This window comes from Halovenus salina (assembly GCF_026410925.1).
Taxonomy (GTDB): Archaea; Halobacteriota; Halobacteria; order Halobacteriales; family Haloarculaceae; genus Halovenus; species Halovenus salina.
The window spans coordinates 2,992,230-3,008,816 of the sequence record NZ_CP112972.1 but is presented as its reverse complement, the minus strand read 5'-3'; the positions used below and the strand labels follow the sequence as shown (position 1 = coordinate 3,008,816).

Annotated in this window: 18 protein-coding genes; 10 read left to right on the top strand and 8 right to left on the bottom strand. The window is 58.9% G+C overall.

The features are described from left to right. Positions 1–56 precede the first annotated feature (56 nt). The 6 genes from OSC37_RS15195 to OSC37_RS15170 all read right to left on the bottom strand — a co-directional run bounded on the left by OSC37_RS15195 (position 57) and on the right by OSC37_RS15170 (position 4,946). On the bottom strand, positions 57–356 hold the full coding sequence (locus OSC37_RS15195) for a hypothetical protein (protein ID WP_267162280.1): 300 nt from the start codon (positions 354–356) through the stop codon (positions 57–59). A 99-nt stretch (positions 357–455) separates the two neighbouring features. Next, positions 456–1,820, bottom strand: coding sequence for a dihydrolipoyl dehydrogenase family protein (locus OSC37_RS15190; protein WP_267162279.1), 1,365 nt, complete (start codon positions 1,818–1,820; stop codon positions 456–458). Beyond that, on the bottom strand, positions 1,820–2,170 hold the full coding sequence (locus OSC37_RS15185) for a winged helix-turn-helix transcriptional regulator (protein WP_368409470.1): 351 nt from the start codon (positions 2,168–2,170) through the stop codon (positions 1,820–1,822). Before OSC37_RS15185 ends, OSC37_RS15190 begins: the two co-directional genes overlap by 1 nt. 231 nt (positions 2,171–2,401) lie before the next feature. After that, the gene (locus OSC37_RS15180; protein WP_267162277.1) at positions 2,402–3,466 is read right to left on the bottom strand and encodes a PAS domain-containing sensor histidine kinase; all 1,065 of its coding nucleotides are present in this window, start codon (positions 3,464–3,466) and stop codon (positions 2,402–2,404) included. 68 nt (positions 3,467–3,534) lie between these two features. Continuing rightward, the gene (locus tag OSC37_RS15175; RefSeq protein ID WP_267162276.1) at positions 3,535–4,158 is read right to left on the bottom strand and encodes a helix-turn-helix domain-containing protein; all 624 of its coding nucleotides are present in this window, start codon (positions 4,156–4,158) and stop codon (positions 3,535–3,537) included. Between the two features lie 545 nt (positions 4,159–4,703). Further along, on the bottom strand, positions 4,704–4,946 hold the full coding sequence (locus OSC37_RS15170; RefSeq protein WP_267162275.1) for a DUF8001 family protein: 243 nt from the start codon (positions 4,944–4,946) through the stop codon (positions 4,704–4,706). A gap of 165 nt (positions 4,947–5,111) precedes the next feature. On the opposite strand from OSC37_RS15170, the gene OSC37_RS15165 reads away from it, so the two are divergent. The 5 genes from OSC37_RS15165 (at position 5,112) to OSC37_RS15145 (ending at position 9,122) form a co-directional block, all read left to right on the top strand. After that, positions 5,112–5,492, top strand: a complete 381-nt coding sequence (locus tag OSC37_RS15165) for a hypothetical protein (protein ID WP_267162274.1) — start codon at positions 5,112–5,114, stop codon at positions 5,490–5,492. Between the two features lie 179 nt (positions 5,493–5,671). After that, a complete protein-coding gene (locus tag OSC37_RS15160; RefSeq protein ID WP_267162273.1) occupies positions 5,672–6,391 on the top strand; it encodes a GNAT family N-acetyltransferase in 720 nt (239 codons plus the stop codon). Between the two features lie 328 nt (positions 6,392–6,719). Then, on the top strand, positions 6,720–8,369 hold the full coding sequence (locus tag OSC37_RS15155) for a glutamate synthase-related protein (RefSeq protein WP_267162272.1): 1,650 nt from the start codon (positions 6,720–6,722) through the stop codon (positions 8,367–8,369). A gap of 167 nt (positions 8,370–8,536) precedes the next feature. Continuing rightward, positions 8,537–8,653, top strand: a complete 117-nt coding sequence (locus tag OSC37_RS15150) for a hypothetical protein (protein WP_267162271.1) — start codon at positions 8,537–8,539, stop codon at positions 8,651–8,653. 112 nt (positions 8,654–8,765) lie between these two features. After that, the gene (locus OSC37_RS15145; RefSeq protein WP_267162270.1) at positions 8,766–9,122 is read left to right on the top strand and encodes a hypothetical protein; all 357 of its coding nucleotides are present in this window, start codon (positions 8,766–8,768) and stop codon (positions 9,120–9,122) included. A 20-nt stretch (positions 9,123–9,142) separates the two neighbouring features. Here the strand turns inward: OSC37_RS15145 and OSC37_RS15140 are convergent, their stop codons facing one another. After that, a complete protein-coding gene (locus OSC37_RS15140; protein WP_267162269.1) occupies positions 9,143–10,207 on the bottom strand; it encodes an AI-2E family transporter in 1,065 nt (354 codons plus the stop codon). A gap of 240 nt (positions 10,208–10,447) precedes the next feature. Here OSC37_RS15140 and OSC37_RS15135 point away from each other — a divergent pair, with 240 nt between their 5' ends. The 3 genes from OSC37_RS15135 to OSC37_RS15125 all read left to right on the top strand — a co-directional run bounded on the left by OSC37_RS15135 (position 10,448) and on the right by OSC37_RS15125 (position 14,183). Continuing rightward, positions 10,448–11,818, top strand: a complete 1,371-nt coding sequence (locus tag OSC37_RS15135; RefSeq protein WP_267162268.1) for an APC family permease — start codon at positions 10,448–10,450, stop codon at positions 11,816–11,818. Positions 11,819–11,827: 9 nt separating this feature from the next. Next, positions 11,828–12,481, top strand: a complete 654-nt coding sequence (locus tag OSC37_RS15130) for a potassium channel family protein (RefSeq protein WP_267162267.1) — start codon at positions 11,828–11,830, stop codon at positions 12,479–12,481. A gap of 70 nt (positions 12,482–12,551) precedes the next feature. Beyond that, a complete protein-coding gene (locus tag OSC37_RS15125) occupies positions 12,552–14,183 on the top strand; it encodes a potassium channel family protein (protein WP_267162266.1) in 1,632 nt (543 codons plus the stop codon). Between the two features lie 49 nt (positions 14,184–14,232). Here OSC37_RS15125 and OSC37_RS15120 read toward each other — a convergent pair whose 3' ends face one another. Beyond that, a complete protein-coding gene (locus OSC37_RS15120) occupies positions 14,233–14,943 on the bottom strand; it encodes an NAD(P)H-hydrate epimerase (protein WP_267162265.1) in 711 nt (236 codons plus the stop codon). A gap of 106 nt (positions 14,944–15,049) precedes the next feature. Between OSC37_RS15120 and OSC37_RS15115 the strand changes: the two genes are divergently transcribed. Both OSC37_RS15115 and OSC37_RS15110 read left to right on the top strand, forming a co-directional pair. Next, positions 15,050–15,607, top strand: a complete 558-nt coding sequence (locus OSC37_RS15115) for a carboxymuconolactone decarboxylase family protein (protein WP_267162264.1) — start codon at positions 15,050–15,052, stop codon at positions 15,605–15,607. Continuing rightward, entirely contained in the window at positions 15,604–16,587 is a 984-nt protein-coding gene (locus tag OSC37_RS15110; RefSeq protein WP_267162263.1) for a sulfite exporter TauE/SafE family protein, read from the top strand. The genes OSC37_RS15115 and OSC37_RS15110 overlap by 4 nt, the downstream gene beginning before the upstream one ends.

The window sequence follows — 16,587 nt, the reverse complement described above, 5'->3', positions numbered from 1 at the left end:
CCGGCGCTCGTATAAACCAGTTACTTACGTTCGAGAAACGACGGCTCCCGCACCGCTCACTCGGCAGTATCCGACGTGATATCGAGAATGAGCGGAGACCCATCCTCGACGTCGAGTTCGAGCAGCTCGCGGGCGGTTACTGTCGGCCGGTAGCCGTCCCCTTCGGTCGTCAACAGATAGTTCGACTCAAGATGCTCGAAACACGACTGGACGGTCTCTCTTTCCTGCTGGAAATGTGTCGCTGCGTCGGCGACGCTCACCGGTTGGTCTCTCCTGTCGTACCGGTCGACGACCCAGGAGAGGACCTGCACGTGTGGATTGCCTGTCTCTGGTCCGCTGGGGTCGTTATCGCTCACGTGTGACCACGCCGTCCGTACGTGTGGCCAATCAGCGAGTACATAAAATAGCTGCTTACCCCTGGCTCACTGCGCAGCAGCATTTCCATCGAGTCACTGTCAGCCCTCGACATCTTGGAAGGCGTATTCGACTACCTTGTTCAGCGTCGGATGCGCGTGAATTGTATCGGCGATGTCCGAAACATGTCCGGTGCCGGCTCGTATCGCGACGACAACTTCATGAATCATCGTGGACGCTTCGTAGCCGAGCATGTGACAGCCGAGAATCTCACCATCTGGGGTCGCGAGAACCTTCACGAATCCGTCGTCGAGTTTCTTCGCCCGCCCCATTGGCGTCCCGGGTAGCTCTTCACGACCGACAAGATACTCGCGGTCTGCGTCCTGGAGTTCAGTCTCGGTTTTGCCGACACCTGCCATCTGTGGTTCGGTAAAGATAGCGTGTGGCATCGCAGTAAAATCGGCCTCGCGTCCCCGCTTGTGGACGACGTTGTCGATTGTAACCTGCGTTTCGTAGTCGCCCGAGTGTTTGAACATCGCGTTGTCTGCGATATCGCCCTGTGCCCAGACGTTGTCAGCCGACGTTTCGAGTCGGTTGTTCGTCACGATGAATCCATTATCGTCGGTCTCGATTCCTGCCGCGTCGACAGCGAGTGTGTCTGTGTTTGGCCGTCGACCCAGTGCGACCAGCAGTTCGTCCCCGGAGACGGCAAGTTCGTCGCCGCTCTCGGTTTCTGCGTGGACCCGGATTCTGTCCCCCGTAGACTCCACCGCGGTAGCGCGGTGTCCGGTGTAGACATCGTGTCGTCTGCGGGCAACCTCGGTAAACGCCTCGGCGACATCGCGGTCCTCTCGGGGAACGAGTGTGTCCATCATCTCGATAATCGTCACGTCGGTCCCGAGCGATTCGAAAAAATACCCCAGTTCCACGGCGATGTACCCCCCGCCGAGGACGACAAGTGAGTCGGGCTGTTCGCGCCGGTACAGGGCGTCGCTGCTCGTCATATACTCGACATCGTCGAGACCATCGATTGGCGGCACCAGTGGGCGCGAACCCGCGGCGACGACGACTTTGTTTCCACTGACGTGTTCCCCGGCGACTTCGACGGTCCGGTCGTCGACGAACGTCGCCTCGTCGCTGTACAGCGTCAGGTGCTCTTTGTTGCGGTAGTTCTCTTCCATCCCGGCAGCCAGCGGCGACAGCGTCTCGTCCATGTCGTCGATGATAGCCGCGTAGTCGATGTCCTCGACTGTCGCATCGGTGAAAAATTGGTCGGCCTCGCGCACGCGGTTTGCCGCCGTTGCCGCCTGGATGAGCATCTTCGACGGATTACAGCCCCGGTTGAGACAGGTTCCGCCAAGCTTCGATTTCTCGACGAGGGCCGTCTCCAGGCCGGCGTCGGCGGCCGCGGCGGCGACGTTGTTCCCAGTCCCTCCGCCGACGACAAGAACATCGTACTCTGTCATCAGCTGTCACCGTCCCCGAAGTCGAACTCGTATCCCCAGTTCATGACTGCGGTGACGACCTGTTCGAGCGCACGGCCGCGTTCAGTCAGGTCATATTCGACCCGAACGGGTTGTTCACTCACGACCGACCGTTCGACAATTCGCTCGTCTTCTAGACTGTCTAGACTCTCCGATAGCATTTTCGAGGAAACGCCAGTCATTTTGCGTTTCAGGGCCGAAAATCCCATCGCCCCGTTTTCCAGCAACTGATAGACGATGCGGAGGTGCCATTTCCGCCCCAGCACCGGCTGCACGTCGTCGAATATCTCGTCGGGGTCCGCGAACAGCACTTTCTCAGTCCGTATACCCACCTGTCCGCTCGATTGTGTTGTCGACTCTGAGCTCATGTCTCGGATAGACCCAGTTTCGGTAGCGTATTTAACGTGACATGGACCCAGGAACGAGCTGACGGTCTCCCAAAGGTATAAGTACCTCAAATAGTCAGGAACGTATCGATACCTCACGCTACGCTGTTTTTATGACCGCCAGGCCTTCTCAGCGAGAAAAACAGTCCTCGTCGGTACTATATTTATTAGATAGCTTTACTCTCTGTCTGCGAGCGGCAGTTCGACAACAAACACACTTCCGGTCGGGTCGTTGTCCTCGACCCAGATATTGCCACCGTAGCTGTTCACAAGCGTCTTCGCCAGGTACAGACCGAGACCAGAGCCGTCGCTTTCGAGTCCCTTCTCGCCTTTTCCAAATATCTCGGTCTTCTGGCCGTCTGGGACACCACGTCCGTTGTCTGCAATCCGAATGGTTGCGTTGACCTCGTCTGTTTCAAGTAAAATATCGACGCTCGGCCGGTCGGAATCGGTGTGCTGAACCGCATTCTGCAGCAGATTTCGAAAGACAGATTCGAGTAGCTCAGTCGCCAGAACAGTGACCTCCGCGGGCGAGTCGGCCAGACTAATCACCGCATTCTGGTGCATCTGTTCGAGCTCCTCACACTGTCTGATGAGCATCGGCCTCACTGTTGTGGGGCGGCGTTCGATCTCAGGGTTCTGTATTACCTCAGCGAGGTCACCTGCTGTCTGTGTGAATTCGACAGCGTTTCTCGTGCACTGCTGGATTGTTTCGAGATACTCCGTCGCGTCCTCGTCTATTTCATCATCCAGTAGTTCGGTGTACGTTTCGACAATCTGGAGGTCGTTTCGGAGGTCGTGGCGCACGACCTGATTGAGCACGTCGAGAAGGTCGCGCTGGGATTCGACCCGTTCGCGAACTGCTATCTGTTCGCTGATATCCCGAGCGATACCGAACGTCAACTGTTCCCCGTCAATAGCTACTGTCCGGGCGTGTAGCTCAATCGGTATCCGATCTCCCTCCGCTGTGACAAACTGCAGTTGGCTCCCGTCGGGGAGTGTCCGGGTCCGTAGTGTGCCCTCCGACAGCGTTTGTTCGAACAGGCGACGGTACAGTTCAGCCTGCTGGGAGGGGTGAAGCTCGAGTAGCTCCATCCCCACAAGTTGGTCTTTCGAGTAGCCGAGTGTTTCAACCGCGAGGTCGTTCGCGTCCTGGATTGTCGCAGACGATTGATTGGCAACAAAAATTGGGTCCGGCGCGAGGTCGAATAGCGTCTTGTATTGCTCGCGTGCGCCTGCCATTGATACGCAACACGGTTCGGCAGGTAATCAATGTCACGGGGATAGACAGTTACCGTAGTGAGCCGACCTCAGCTGTCCTCACGGAACTGCTCCCAGAATATCTCGTTGAGGCCGTCCTCGTACTCGGCGTCGCGGTAATCCTCTTTTGTGAGATTTGCTTCCTCGATGAGCGACGCCGCTTCGCCCGCCCACGCGTAGAACCCGATAAGCGACTCCTCGCGCATTTCCGTGAGGTCTATGGAGTGATACACGTTGACGAATCCGCCGCCCTCCCGGTTGAGCTGGGACTTTTCAAGGAGTCCGAATTCGACGAGTTCCGAGAGATAGTTTCGTATCGTGCTCTCGCTGTAATCAAGATAATCCGCCAACTCGGCCGGCGAAGCAGGCCCTTCACCGATGACACAGAGACAGACATCGAGCCCTGGCTTCGGGAGTCCGAACGCGTCCAACAGGACCTGTCTGATGTCTGGTGGCTTGATGTCCAGCTCGCACTCGGTAACGCGTTCCATCGGCTCGCCGTGGCAGGTCATTCCGTCACCACAGTCCTGCATCGAGAGGACGACGTTCGAGCAATCAGTGCATCGATATATACTGTATTCGCGGTCCTGAAGCCTGACCTCTCGATGCTCGCCGTCCAGTTCGAGGTCTGCGATTGACGTGTCGTCGTCATGTGGTCTTTCGTTAGTTGTCATAGCTGTGTGCGATTCGCTGTTTAATTGATACGTGTACGCGTTCGTTGGGGGGCATCTTGAATGTTGCAGTCAGTTCACAGACACACGGGAACAACGGTCCGAGACGGCGTGTTTCCCCTCGTAACAGCCAACCATCAAATCGAGTGGCGTCGTAGCGCAGTTTTGACATCCCCCGCCCTGAAGGGCGAGGCTTTTGCCTCGAGTCTTCCGTAACAACAGTTGGCGAGGCGTGGGTCTGGTAGTATCTAACCGCGGTGCTGTCTTGAAGTCACTGTCAGTGATCGACATCGGATGTCAAAGGCGGGTGGGGTCGTGGAAGAGTGAGACACTCGTGAGGGGGTGGTTAGGGAGAGAGGAACTCTCGTAGCGCGTCGCAACGTGGAATGGTTCGGACTATTGGCTAGCGGTGACAACTGACGAGAGTCGCGGTAGTTTTTCCACACGGCCACTCATCCACATGATAAAACCGTTGCTTACGGTACTGTAACCCCTAGCGGCGCTGGAGAGGCCCGTCACTGGCAGGGTTGCTGCACTTGGTCACACAGTCACGAGGTATCGGTCAGCCGCAGCCGCTCGATGCAGGACTTCAAACCGTCTTCTTCTTCGTAGTTCATCAGCTTGAATCCGGTATCGCAGACGTACTCCTCATCGGTTTTTCGAAGTGTCACATCTCGCTCGACCCCGAGGACCTCGACGGTCACGATGACACGTCGACCTGATGAGATGCGGTCCATAATCTCCTCGGATGAGAGCTCCTTGCGGGAGATTCTGACTGGGTCGTCCGACATTGACGGAAGTACTCCCCCACGGGTGGTAAGTATTTGGGGGTTGCCAGCGCGGAATCGGTACACCACAACGTATTACTACTCCTGCTCTCTGATACGGCGGTTTGGGTGTGTGAACACACCACACGAACGGAGTAGTTACAAGAGCAATTCGCCCGATAATAACGTATGGAGCACGAAAAATGGAAAGTCGACAGCGGGGTCGACGACTGTACGACAACCGGGTCGTTTGCCGACCACGACATCAACGACGGGTCGACGTTACTTCGACGGACGTACTATCGTCTCGCCGCGGCCAACGACACCGAATACGAGCCGACGGCGGCGTTTTTCGACGCGCTAGAGTCGGCGTTCATCTGGGCGTATCTGAGCGCCACCGAACAATCGGACATCCCAGACCACGTCGAGGCCGCGATTGACGATGCGCGTGCACAGACGGCCGGGGAGTTCGCGGATAGACCGGGGGCTGACCTCAGGACAGATGTTGTTCCGGCGTTCTACAATTACGCCGCTGGCTTTCACTGTGCGTACCGGGAGACGAGACCGTAATGACGAATCCGACGTGGCATCGAAGCCGCTATCCTCCATAACCGTTGGGCGTCGTCAAGATGGCTACCGACTCCGAGCCGGTCTGGACGGATTACACAGGTCCACCTCATCAGGACGGCTTTGGTCTGCGGGGGCACAACCGCCACAGCGTTTATACACAGTTCGGTCGTACACTGTGTATGGAAGTTAGAGAAGCGGTACCGCATGACAAACCGGCGCTGAGAGATGTTGCCCGTCGGTCCTTAGAGGCCTCATACCCGCTCGACCCGAGCACTATCGGGGCTGCAGTCGACGAGTGGTACGCAGAGGAACGTCTTACCGAGCGCCTCGATGACGACAGACAGCTGTTACTCGTGGCCGAAGAGGAAGAACAGGTGGTCGGCTTCGCAGACGCCGAACAGACCGGCGATTCGACAGCCGAACTGTACTGGCTCCATGTCGACCCCAGTCATCGAACTGAATCGTTTGGCGAACGCCTCTTCGAGGAGACACAGATAGCCTTCGAAGAGCGCGGCGTCCCGAACCTACTGGGGCGGGTGCTCGCGGTCAACGCCGCCGGCGGTGATTTTTACCAACGGCACGGGATGGAGAAAGTCGGCGAGGAGACTGTCGACATCGACGGAACCGAGTACGCACAGGAGATATACGCGGCCTTCGAGGGCGACACCGAGGCCGTTGAGGTCAACGGTGACACTGTCTACATCGACCACACAGCCACGGAACGGGGCTCGATTGGACAGTTTCACCTTGTCTATCTAGAGGAGGACGGCAACCACTACGGCTACTGGTGTGCGAACTGCCAGTCGCTCGCGAACGCGATGGACGCGATGGGGCGCATCCAGTGTGACGGCTGTGGCAACAGGCGCAAGCCAACTCGCTGGGACGCCGCGTATCTGTGACTCTCGGGGCTACGTGTCTCCTGTTTGCTCAACGACTGCGACCGTCTCTGCTTCGAGTCCGACAAAGTAAGCTAACCCACGGCTAAGCCGTGGGCTTTCAGCGTGGACTCCCGCTCTGGCCGAATGACAGGGCAGGATCCCGGGATAGACGACCGGATTTTCGAGAACTCTAAAAGCCCCGGGAAACGACGCACAGACCGTTTCGACGGTCCTGTACACCTGTCTGTCTCCGTCTGTCATCTGTGGAGTCGACGTGGGGAAAGCTTGTGTTTGCTCCTAACCTGGGGGTAAGCCAATTTTATTATCCGAACTGCCATCCAATCAGTAGATGTCCCCAGAACAGCTTGAGGACCCAGAACGAATTGCAACCTGGAGCGAACTCCCAGACAGGGAACCAACCCACGCCCGCGTCGCGGAGGTCGACCTGGTTGTCGTTCGGGACGGCGACGAGGTGTCTGTGCTGTACGGTCGCTGTCTCCACCGCGGCGTACTGTTGGCCGACGGTCACGTCGACGGACAGAACCTCATTTGTGGCGTCCACGGCTGGGATTATCGCTTCGATACCGGCATCAGCGAGTACGACAACAGTGAGGAACTCGCCACGTTTCCGGCCACCGTCGGCGATGGCGACGATGCGGTGTACGTCGACGCCGCTGCGGTGCGAGCCTGGGGTGAGGAGAACCCACAACCGTACGGTGACCCCGAAGCGGGCGACAGCACAACGAACCCAGAGTTCTACGGCGAACCCGACTACGACAAGGAGCCATACACCCACTATATCCAACAGCTCGCCCAGCACGGCCCGGAGGGAATCGGCGAACACGGCCCGGTGTCGGCGATGGGCGTCCCCCGATCCGAACTACCCTCCTGGGATGAGCTCCAGATTCAGACTGCACAGCTCGCGACGACGCCTCTTGACGACGAGGCTCCCGTGGACACCAGCCTTGTCGTCGGTCCCGGCGCTGAGAGTCCTCTCGAACTCGACATCCCTATATTCGTCAGCGACATGAGCTTCGGTGCGCTCAGCGAGGAGGCAAAAATCGCAATCTCGGTGGGAGCAGAGCGAGCCGGGACCGGCATCTGTTCGGGTGAGGGCGGGATGCTCCCCGAAGAGCAGGAAGCCAACTCACGATACTTCTACGAGTACGCCACCGGTAGGTTCGGGTGGGACATCGACCACGTCAAAGATGTCCAGGCCTTTCATTTCAAGGCCGGTCAGGGCGCAAAGACCGGAACCGGCGGCCACCTTCCAGGCGAGAAAGTTCAGGGACGCATCGCCGAGGTCAGAGACCTCGAACCCGGAACGGACGCTGTTAGTCCGTCCAGATTCCCAAACCTACAGACGCCCGAGGAGTTCGCCGAGATGGCTAACCGGGTCCGTAAAGTCGGCGGCGGCATCCCCGTGGGGTTCAAACTCTCGGCCCAACACGTCGAGGAGGACATCGACTTCGCGCTGGAGGCCGGCGCCGACTACATCATCCTCGACGGCCGCGGCGGCGGTACCGGCGCGGCCCCCGACGTATTCAAGGACAACATCTCGGTTCCGACGATGGCCGCCGTCGCGCGTGCTCGCGACCACCTCGACAACCGCGGCCGGTCAGACGTGACGCTCATCGCCACCGGCGGTCTCCGGACGGAGTCGGACTTTATTAAGGCGATGGCGCTGGGCGCGGACGGCGTCGCGGTCGCGAACGCGGCGATGCAGGCCATCGGCTGTCTCGGGATGCGAGCCTGTGACTCGAACAACTGCCCGGTCGGCATCGCGACACAGCGCGAGGACCTCCGGAGCCGGCTCGTTATCGACTCCGCCGCCAACGGCCTCGAGAACTTCTTCGGAGCGACGGTCCAGCTGATGAAGGTGATGGCCCGGGCGTGTGGACACGATAGCCTCTCGAAGTTCGAGCGGCGCGACCTGACTGCCTGGAAAAAAGACATCGCCGAGTTGACCGGCGTCGAGTACGCAGGTGTCGGTCGCTGAACCGGGGTCAGGCCGCTTCCACGAGGCGTTCGACAGCATCGAGCCACTATCCCAGAGGTGACGATTCGATCAAAGAGGTTTTAATAAATGTTCTCATCTGCCTGGAGAGCGAGATACGGGACTGTCATATCATCGGCCCCGACGCATCGGCACTGGTACAGGAAATCGTGGCCGCGATGAAAGCCGAGACCGAGACGGTTCAGGACATCCAGGAGGCCGTTCACAGCCACCCAGTACTCACCGAAGTCGTCAACTGTGTCTTCTCCGCGCTGTTACCGCTGTGAACCGCAGACGACCACCACCGTCACCAACGGCAATGTGTGGTTACACCTGTGTTACCTCCTTACTGCGCGGTTAGCGTTGGTTTTTGCTCGTGGAGGACCGTTCGAGGTTACGATGGCAAAAACAGCAGTGATTGTTCTCGCCGACAACGAATCACACGCGGACTACGGCCGTCTCGCCAACGCGCTCGAAACGGCAAAGGAGTTCGCCGAGACCGAGAGCGACGAGGTCAAACTCATCTTCGACGGCGCTGGAACGCAGTGGATTCCCGAACTCGAAGACGAGTCAAGTGACTACCACGAGCTGTACCAGACTGTCCGTGAAGACACTGCAGTCTGTGACTTCTGTGCCGGCGCGTTCGGCGTCGATGATGCGGTTGAGGACGCCGGAGTCGTGACACTCGACGACCACGACGGTCACCCGAGCATCCGGTCGCTCGTCGACGACGATTACGAAATAATCACCTTCTGAACTGCTCCGAGCGAGACGATTCACGGGTCGCTGGCCTCGGGAGTTCCCTCTGGTGGGTCCGACAGGTCGCCGCCGGATTTGACAGCCGACTCGCCGAGTGCATCGTACTCTTCATTGAATGCCTCGGCCGTCGCCACGAACACTGCAAGTATGACCGGACCGACAAACAGTCCGGTCACACCGATGGCGTATGTGCCCCCGAACACCGCAATGAGCACCACAGCCGGGTTGAGGCTGGCTTCCCTGTCTATCAGGAGCGGGCGGACGTAGTTGTCTATCATACTGACAATCAGGGCACCGTAAACCAACACGAAGACGCCAGGACGAATCTGGCCGATTGTCAGCAGGTAGGCTGCGGCTGGCGCCCAGACGAGAAACGCCCCGATGAGCGGCAACAGCGAGAGGACAACCATGGCGAACGTCCAGAACACTACGTTGGGAACACCAGCAATCAGGAGTCCGAGCCCGCCCACAAGTCCCTGGAGTACTGCCACAAGAAGATGCCCGACGACGACGCCCCAGGTCGTCTTATCGATTCGCCGGAAGAGACGACCACAGACGGTGTTCCCCATCGGCGCGATCTCGATGATCCACGCGACGAAGTCGTCCCCATCCCGGAGCAGGTAGTACAAAACGAAGACGACGAGCGCGAGGCCGACCGAAAGGCGCAGACCGAATGAAACCATGGCGGAGATATCTGTAAACAGGATACCGAGTAGTTCGGTTCCGAGGCTATTCACCGAGTCCGAGAGGTCGATTTGTTGGCCGGTCAGGTCACGGACGGTTGTCTCGACCTGGTCGGTCTGCAGTCCGGTTTCTCCATTCGAGAGGGCTATCAGGTCTCTCGCCAGTATGAAAACGAGGTATCCGACCGGAACGAACACCGTCAGCGACGCACCAAGAATAACTACAAACGGCGCGAGACGCGGACCCAGAACGGGTACGAGTCGCTCGTTGACGGGATAAAGGACATACGCAACGATAACAGCCCCGAGGACGTACTGAACGAACGGGAGAACAATCACGAGGCTCACGGCGCCTGAAATCGCTAGCAACACGAGGAGAAACCCCTGCTGTTTGTTCATATCAGCTTTCGACTCGGACGCTCAATGAACATAACTCACACCAACGTAACCGCTCGATTCGAGCGGGTAATTCTCGTGCTGAGCCAAGAGATGCTAGCTGCGGGGCGAGACTGATGGACAAATCGGTAACGTGAGAGTAAGTTACGTTTAATTTTCTAACAGAGAAATCAGGTCCCGGATGTACGCGTTCCCGAGAACGCCTCGTCTTCGAACAAGTATGGCACAAAACCGGGTATATAAATGAGCCACGCTGGTGACCGGGCTCCCGGAGCGTCTCTGGGATTGCTCGACGCGACGATGGTTGGAGTCGGTGCGATGATAGGCGCAGGAATCTTTGTCCTCACTGGGTTGGCGGCGGAGACAGCTGGGCCGGCCGCAGTCGTTGTGTTCGGTCTGAACGGAGGTGTGACGCTGTTTACAGCACTTTCTTACGCCGAACTCGCGAGTGCAATCCCGCGAAACGGCGGCGGCTACGCTTACGTCCGAGAGACTTTCTCTGGAGCGGTTTCGTTTGTCATGGGGTGGACACGGTGGTTCACATATATGGCCGCTGGTGGCCTGTACGCGCTCGGGTTCTCGTCGAATTTCGTCGAGTTCGTCCATCTTTACGTGCCGTCCGCACCTGACCTGCCAATTGTCTATGCAATCGTCGTCGTTGGTCTGTTTGTCGCGCTCAACGCCGTTTCGACCGAGGCGAGTGGCGGGGCAGAGACGATTATAACAGTTCTTAAAATCGCCATTCTTCTCGTCTTCATTGCCTTCGGTGTGTTCGCAGTCGAGACGGGCGAGTTTACGCCCTTTGTCCCAGAAGACGGTGGATTCACGAAGATTCTGCCAGCAATGGGGCTGACATTCATCGCGTTCCAGGGCTACGACCTAATCGCAACAGTCACCGAGGAGGTCGAAAACCCACAGAAGAACATTCCGCGAGCCATCTTCCTGAGCCTGCTCGTGACCGTCGTTATCTACCTGCTTGTCGTCTTCGTCGCTATTGGTACACTCGGTGCCGAGGAACTCGGTGCCGCGGGCGAGACGGCCGTCGCACAGGCCGCCGAAGGATTCATGCCCTCGTTTCCGATAATCGGGACCGGTGCTGCTCTGATTACGTTCGGGGCTGTGTTCTCAACAATCAGTGCGCTCAACGCGGTCATCATCGGCTCCAGCCGTGTTGCGTTCGCAATGGGAAGAGAACGACAGCTACCGAGCAAACTCGGACAGATTCATCCCCGGTTCGGGACGCCGTTTGCTGCTATTCTTGCCAGCGCAGTCGTGATGTTGTTGACGGTGCTATTCGTCCCGATTCGGCTTATCGGCAACCTCGCGAGCCTGTTTTCGCTACTCGGGTTTATTGTTGTTAACGTTGCGGTGATGCGGCTACGCCGCCAGAAGCCGGACCTCTCACGGCCGTTCTCGATTCCGTTCTACCCAATTCCACCGCTGCTCGGAATCGTTTTGAATCTGGTGTTGGGATTCTACATTTCCCCGGAGACATGGGCAATTGCAATTAGCTGGCTGGCGTTCGGTGGTATCGTCTACGTGCTCTGGGAGCGCTACAAGCGGCGTCACAGCGAAGGCACAGAACAACGTTCACAGGAACCAACCCCTCAGTAAGAGACAACCATGATAGATAAAAAGGAGATCGTCATCGCAGGCGGCGGACAGATGGGACTCAGAACAGCACAGCTTTTGAACGACAGAGGCCACAAGGTCACGCTCATCGAACGCGACCACGGTCGCTGTCGGTACATCAACAACGAGTACATCGGAACGGTCATCGAGGGTGACGCAAGTCGACCGAACATCCTCAGGCAGACCGACCCTGACCGGTGTGACGTTCTCGCTGCGATGACCGGCGACACCGCGACGAATCTCGGCATCTGTATGGCAGCAGCGGAGATGACCGACGTGACTGTGGTCATGCGAGTTAGCGACCCAGAGGCAACTGAGGAGTATTCGGATCTTGTTGATGGCATTGTCTACCCCGAAGAACCCGGCGCACGTGCTGTCATCAACGAGCTCGTCGGCGACGGCGTCCGCTCAGTCGAATCGGTCGGCGGCAATCTCGAAATCCTCGAAGTGAAAATCACTCCAAACGCGCCGGCGGCCGGCCGAACACTCCGGAACACGAGTCTGCCACGCGGGAGTCTCATCATCGCTCACGCGAACGGTGACCGGGTCAGTACCGCCGACACCACCTTGGAGCCAGGCGACCGCTATCTCGTTGCCGTCGAGGCGGCTGTCAACGACGAAGTGATGAATTTACTTCGTGGGTGACGTGGAGCTGGTCGGTGCTTACGCCGGCGAAACCGGAATTATATACGCCTGACGGCGACTCTCACACGACGTGTCGAGGCTGAGCATCTCACGGCGGGTCGCCGTCTCGGTTGTCGGCGGCCTCGTCCTCCTGTTTGTGTATGCGTCGGTGTACCGCTGGGGGATGGCAACGTTCGAGGGAGAACGTCTCGGGTTTGTTCGGTCACTCCAGGTGGTTCTGGAGGCGCTCACTACTGCCGGGTTCGGCGGCGACGCTCCCTGGTCGAGTCCGGTCATGAATGCGGTCGTCGTCGCGATGAATCTCACCGGCGTGTCACTCGTCTTTTTTGCCATTCCGTTTTTTGTCGTCCCACTACTTGAGGACGCACTTCGAACGGAGATTCCAAGCCAGAGCTCGCTGACTGGGCACGTCATCGTCTGTGCCGACTCGCCTCGGGAAGGAGCCCTTCGGTCGGAGCTTGAGGAGATGAACGTCGAACCCCTGTTTGTCAAACCCGATCGTGATGTGGTCAGGGACCTCCTCCGAGACGGAGTCGATGCGATACAGGGAGACCCGGAGACAGCCGGCGCACTCGGACGAGCGAACATCTCCGAGGCCGCAGCCGTAATCGCCGACGTAAACGACGAAATAAACGCGAGCATTATCCTCGCAGCGCGGCGACGAGCTCCTGACATTCGCATCGTCAGCGTGGTCGAAGACAGCGATTCCGAGGAGTACCACCGATACGCCGGTGCTGACGAGGTTGTCCGCCCTCGCGTGGCTGTCGGTGAGCGTCTGGCTGGAAAAATCAGAGGCACACAGGTTTCGAACGGCGTCTCTGACAGCACGACGACCGAGAATGAGGTGGCGCTCTCTGAGATACTCGTCGAACAGGGTAGCGACCTGGCAGGGCAGACACTCGCCGAGTGTTCTTTCCGCCAGCAGTACGGCATCACGGTAGTTGGCGGCTGGTTTCACGGTGAATTCGTCGCACCCGTCGACCCGGACCGCACGTTGGTCGAGCATGCCGTTCTGCTCGTCGTCGGCCACAGCGACCAACTCACGACGCTCAATCAGACAACGACTGGTCCAGAATCCTGCAAGCGTGCCGTCGTCGCTGGCTACGGTGTCGTCGGGGAGACAGTGGTGAACTGTCTGCGTCAAGACGGTGTCGACGTCACGGTTGTCGACAACGAACAAAAAGAGGGAGTCGATGTCGTCGGGGACATCACAGAGCCACAGACACTCAAAAAGGCGGACGTGGCCGAGGCCGATAGCATCGTTCTTGCACTCTCTCGGGACTCCCTTGCCGTATACGCAGCGCTGGTCATCAGGGACCACGCGCCTGACGTTCAGACACTTGCGCGCGCCGATAACGTCCAGTCTGTTCAGAACTGTTACGACGCAGGCATCGGGTTCACGCTCGCGCTCTCAGACGTCACCGCACATATGGTAGCGGCACGTCTGCTTTCGTCCGGAGGAAGTGACGAGCGGATAGACCGACCCACGGTCGCCAGCGTACACGCTCCCGCACTCGTCGGTACTGCACTCGGGGACGCACCCGTTGGAACCGAAACTGGTGTTCAGGTGCTTGCTGTCGAACGCGATGGGACCGTCCACGCGAATCCAGGGCCTGCCTTCGAGGTTCGACGCTCGGACACGCTGATTCTCGCTGGGACCGAAACGGACCTTCAGGCGTTCGAACGCAGACACACGGCCTGATATCCTTCTGGGACACGAGCCGTTCGCCTCGTGTGAGCGGTCATTGTTGTCACTTGGGGTTTATTTTTACCCAGTAGCGGTTCTTGAATGGCGTCTCGTAGTCGATACCGAGTCGCTCGTAAAGAGCGACAGGGAGTGAGATATCGGCAAGAGAGACCGGGCAGTCGGCCGACCGGAGCCCCGTTTTGGGGAGCGCAAGAGTGAGCACGCGAGCGGGGTCGACCGCCTCGCCCGGCGTCTCGCCGGTGGTCGCGTTCCGGCCGGAGGGGATATCAAGTGACAACACAGGAGCCGCCCTGTCGTTCATCGCCTCGACGAGTTCGGCGGCCGGTCCACGGACCGCGCCAGTGAGTCCGTAGCCGATGAGCGCGTCCACGAGTACCGACGGCTCTCCCAATGCAGTCGGTCCGGTGTCGACCGGGACTCCACTCTGGTCGAGAATCGCGTATTGGTGTGCCGCAGCTCCCTCAAGGTCGGCCGGCGGTCGGTCGAGGACGACACGGACGGGGACATCGCGGTTGTGGAGGTGGCGGGCACAGGCCATGCCACCGCCGCCGTTGCCCCCGTTTCCGGCGACGACCGTCACCGCTGTTCCCATCTCTCTTGCATGCCAGGCCAGATTTCGGCCAGCGTTTTCCATCATTTGGGGAAGGTCGATGCCGAACTCCTCGGTCGCGAGCCGGTCAACTTCGCGCATTTCGTCGGCAGTGACACTGGGGACCTCGATTCCGTCCGGTGTACGAAACGTCATGTCGGTCATACAACGATACTCTGGAGCAGACACAATGAACGTATCCCACGACAGAGTGACCGGATTACCGGGCGGTTAGCTACCATTATGTACCACCCTGGATGTACTGGGGCACATGACGCGACTCGATTTACTCGATATCGATGAGATTCCCGAGGAGTATCACTATCTGTTCACCGACGACTATCTGGGAGACCGGCACATCTTCCGTGTTTGGGCACACAATCCGGAGCTTCTGGAGGCGACGCTAGAGTATCTCGATACGCTATACGACCAGCTCACGCCGCGAAAAAAGGAGCTGGTCATTCTGACTGTCGCCCGGGCACGCGGTGCCCGGTACGAGTGGCATCAACATGTCGACATCGCTCGAAATAAGGGTGTCACAACCGACGAGATGCGTGCCATTGGTGGCGACAATTTTACGCCGTTTCCCCCTGAGGAGTTCGTCCTCGTTCAATACGCGGAGGCTGTAGCAACGGGGGACGTAACCGACGAAATACACGGTGCACTCTGTCAGGCATATAATTCCGCAGAGGTCGTGGCCATCGGATTAATCGTCGACTTTTATGTCGGGTTGTGTAACTACGTAGCGTCGGTCGACCTTCCGTTTGAGGGCGGAGCATTCATTGGGTGGACCCCATCCGACGAGCGTGTTGCAGACCTGTTTGCATGACTCGATGGTCTGGTACGGCTATCGCGGTCGCGGTGGCGCTTGTCGGCCTCGCAGTGAGTGGAGTCTTCGACGTGACCTCGGTTGTTGGAACAGCCTCGGCGACGACCGGTGCACCATCGACAGGATTCACCGTCGAGCGATTTCTGACCCACTGGTGGGTGTTCCCGGCTGCCATCCTCTTTTCTGCGGTCGCTCTTGCCTCGGGCGTCTCCGGTGCACTCTTTTTTAGCCCATTTTTTATGCTTGTCGTCGGGCTCTCACCGGCACAGGCAATCGGTGCAGGCCTCTTGACCGAGGTGTTCGGGATGGGAAACGGGCTCCGGGCGTACGTCAAGCAGGGGGTCGTCGACTATCGAACTGCCAAGTGGTTGCTGGCGGGGGCGGTCCCAGCGGTGGTCCTCGGGGCCTTGCTCGCTCACTACGTCGACCCGACGCTTCTCAAACTCCTATTCGGGGCTGGTCTCGTTGTTCTGGGCTCGTTTCTCGTCTACTACGAGCCGCCCGAAGAATACGAACCGGGTGAACACGAAACGCCCTTTCTCGCTGAAAAGAACACACAGCAGGGAACGACAGTCATCGAGACCACCGACGGCGAGCAGTTCGTCTACGACACCTGCTGGCGGCCGCCGGGCGTCGCGCTGTCGACTGTCGGCGGATTTATTACGGGTCTCATCAGTGCCGGCCTCCCTGAACTCGTCACGACACAACTCATCGTCCGGTGTCGGCTTCCGCCCCGTGTCGCCGTCGCGACGAGCGTTTTCACGCTCGCTATCGCCGCGGGGGCCGGGGCACTCGTGCATGCGCTCTCGGCGACACCAGTCTGGTGGGTCGTCGCGTGGTCGGTCCCCGGGGTCGTCGTCGGCGGGACCATCGGCACACGCGTGGCCAAGTACGTTCCGAGCGACCTGATGGAGGTGGCCTTAGGCGTCGTGTTCGGGCTCGTCGGTGTACTCGTCCTTGGCGTCGAACTTCTGGCGTGA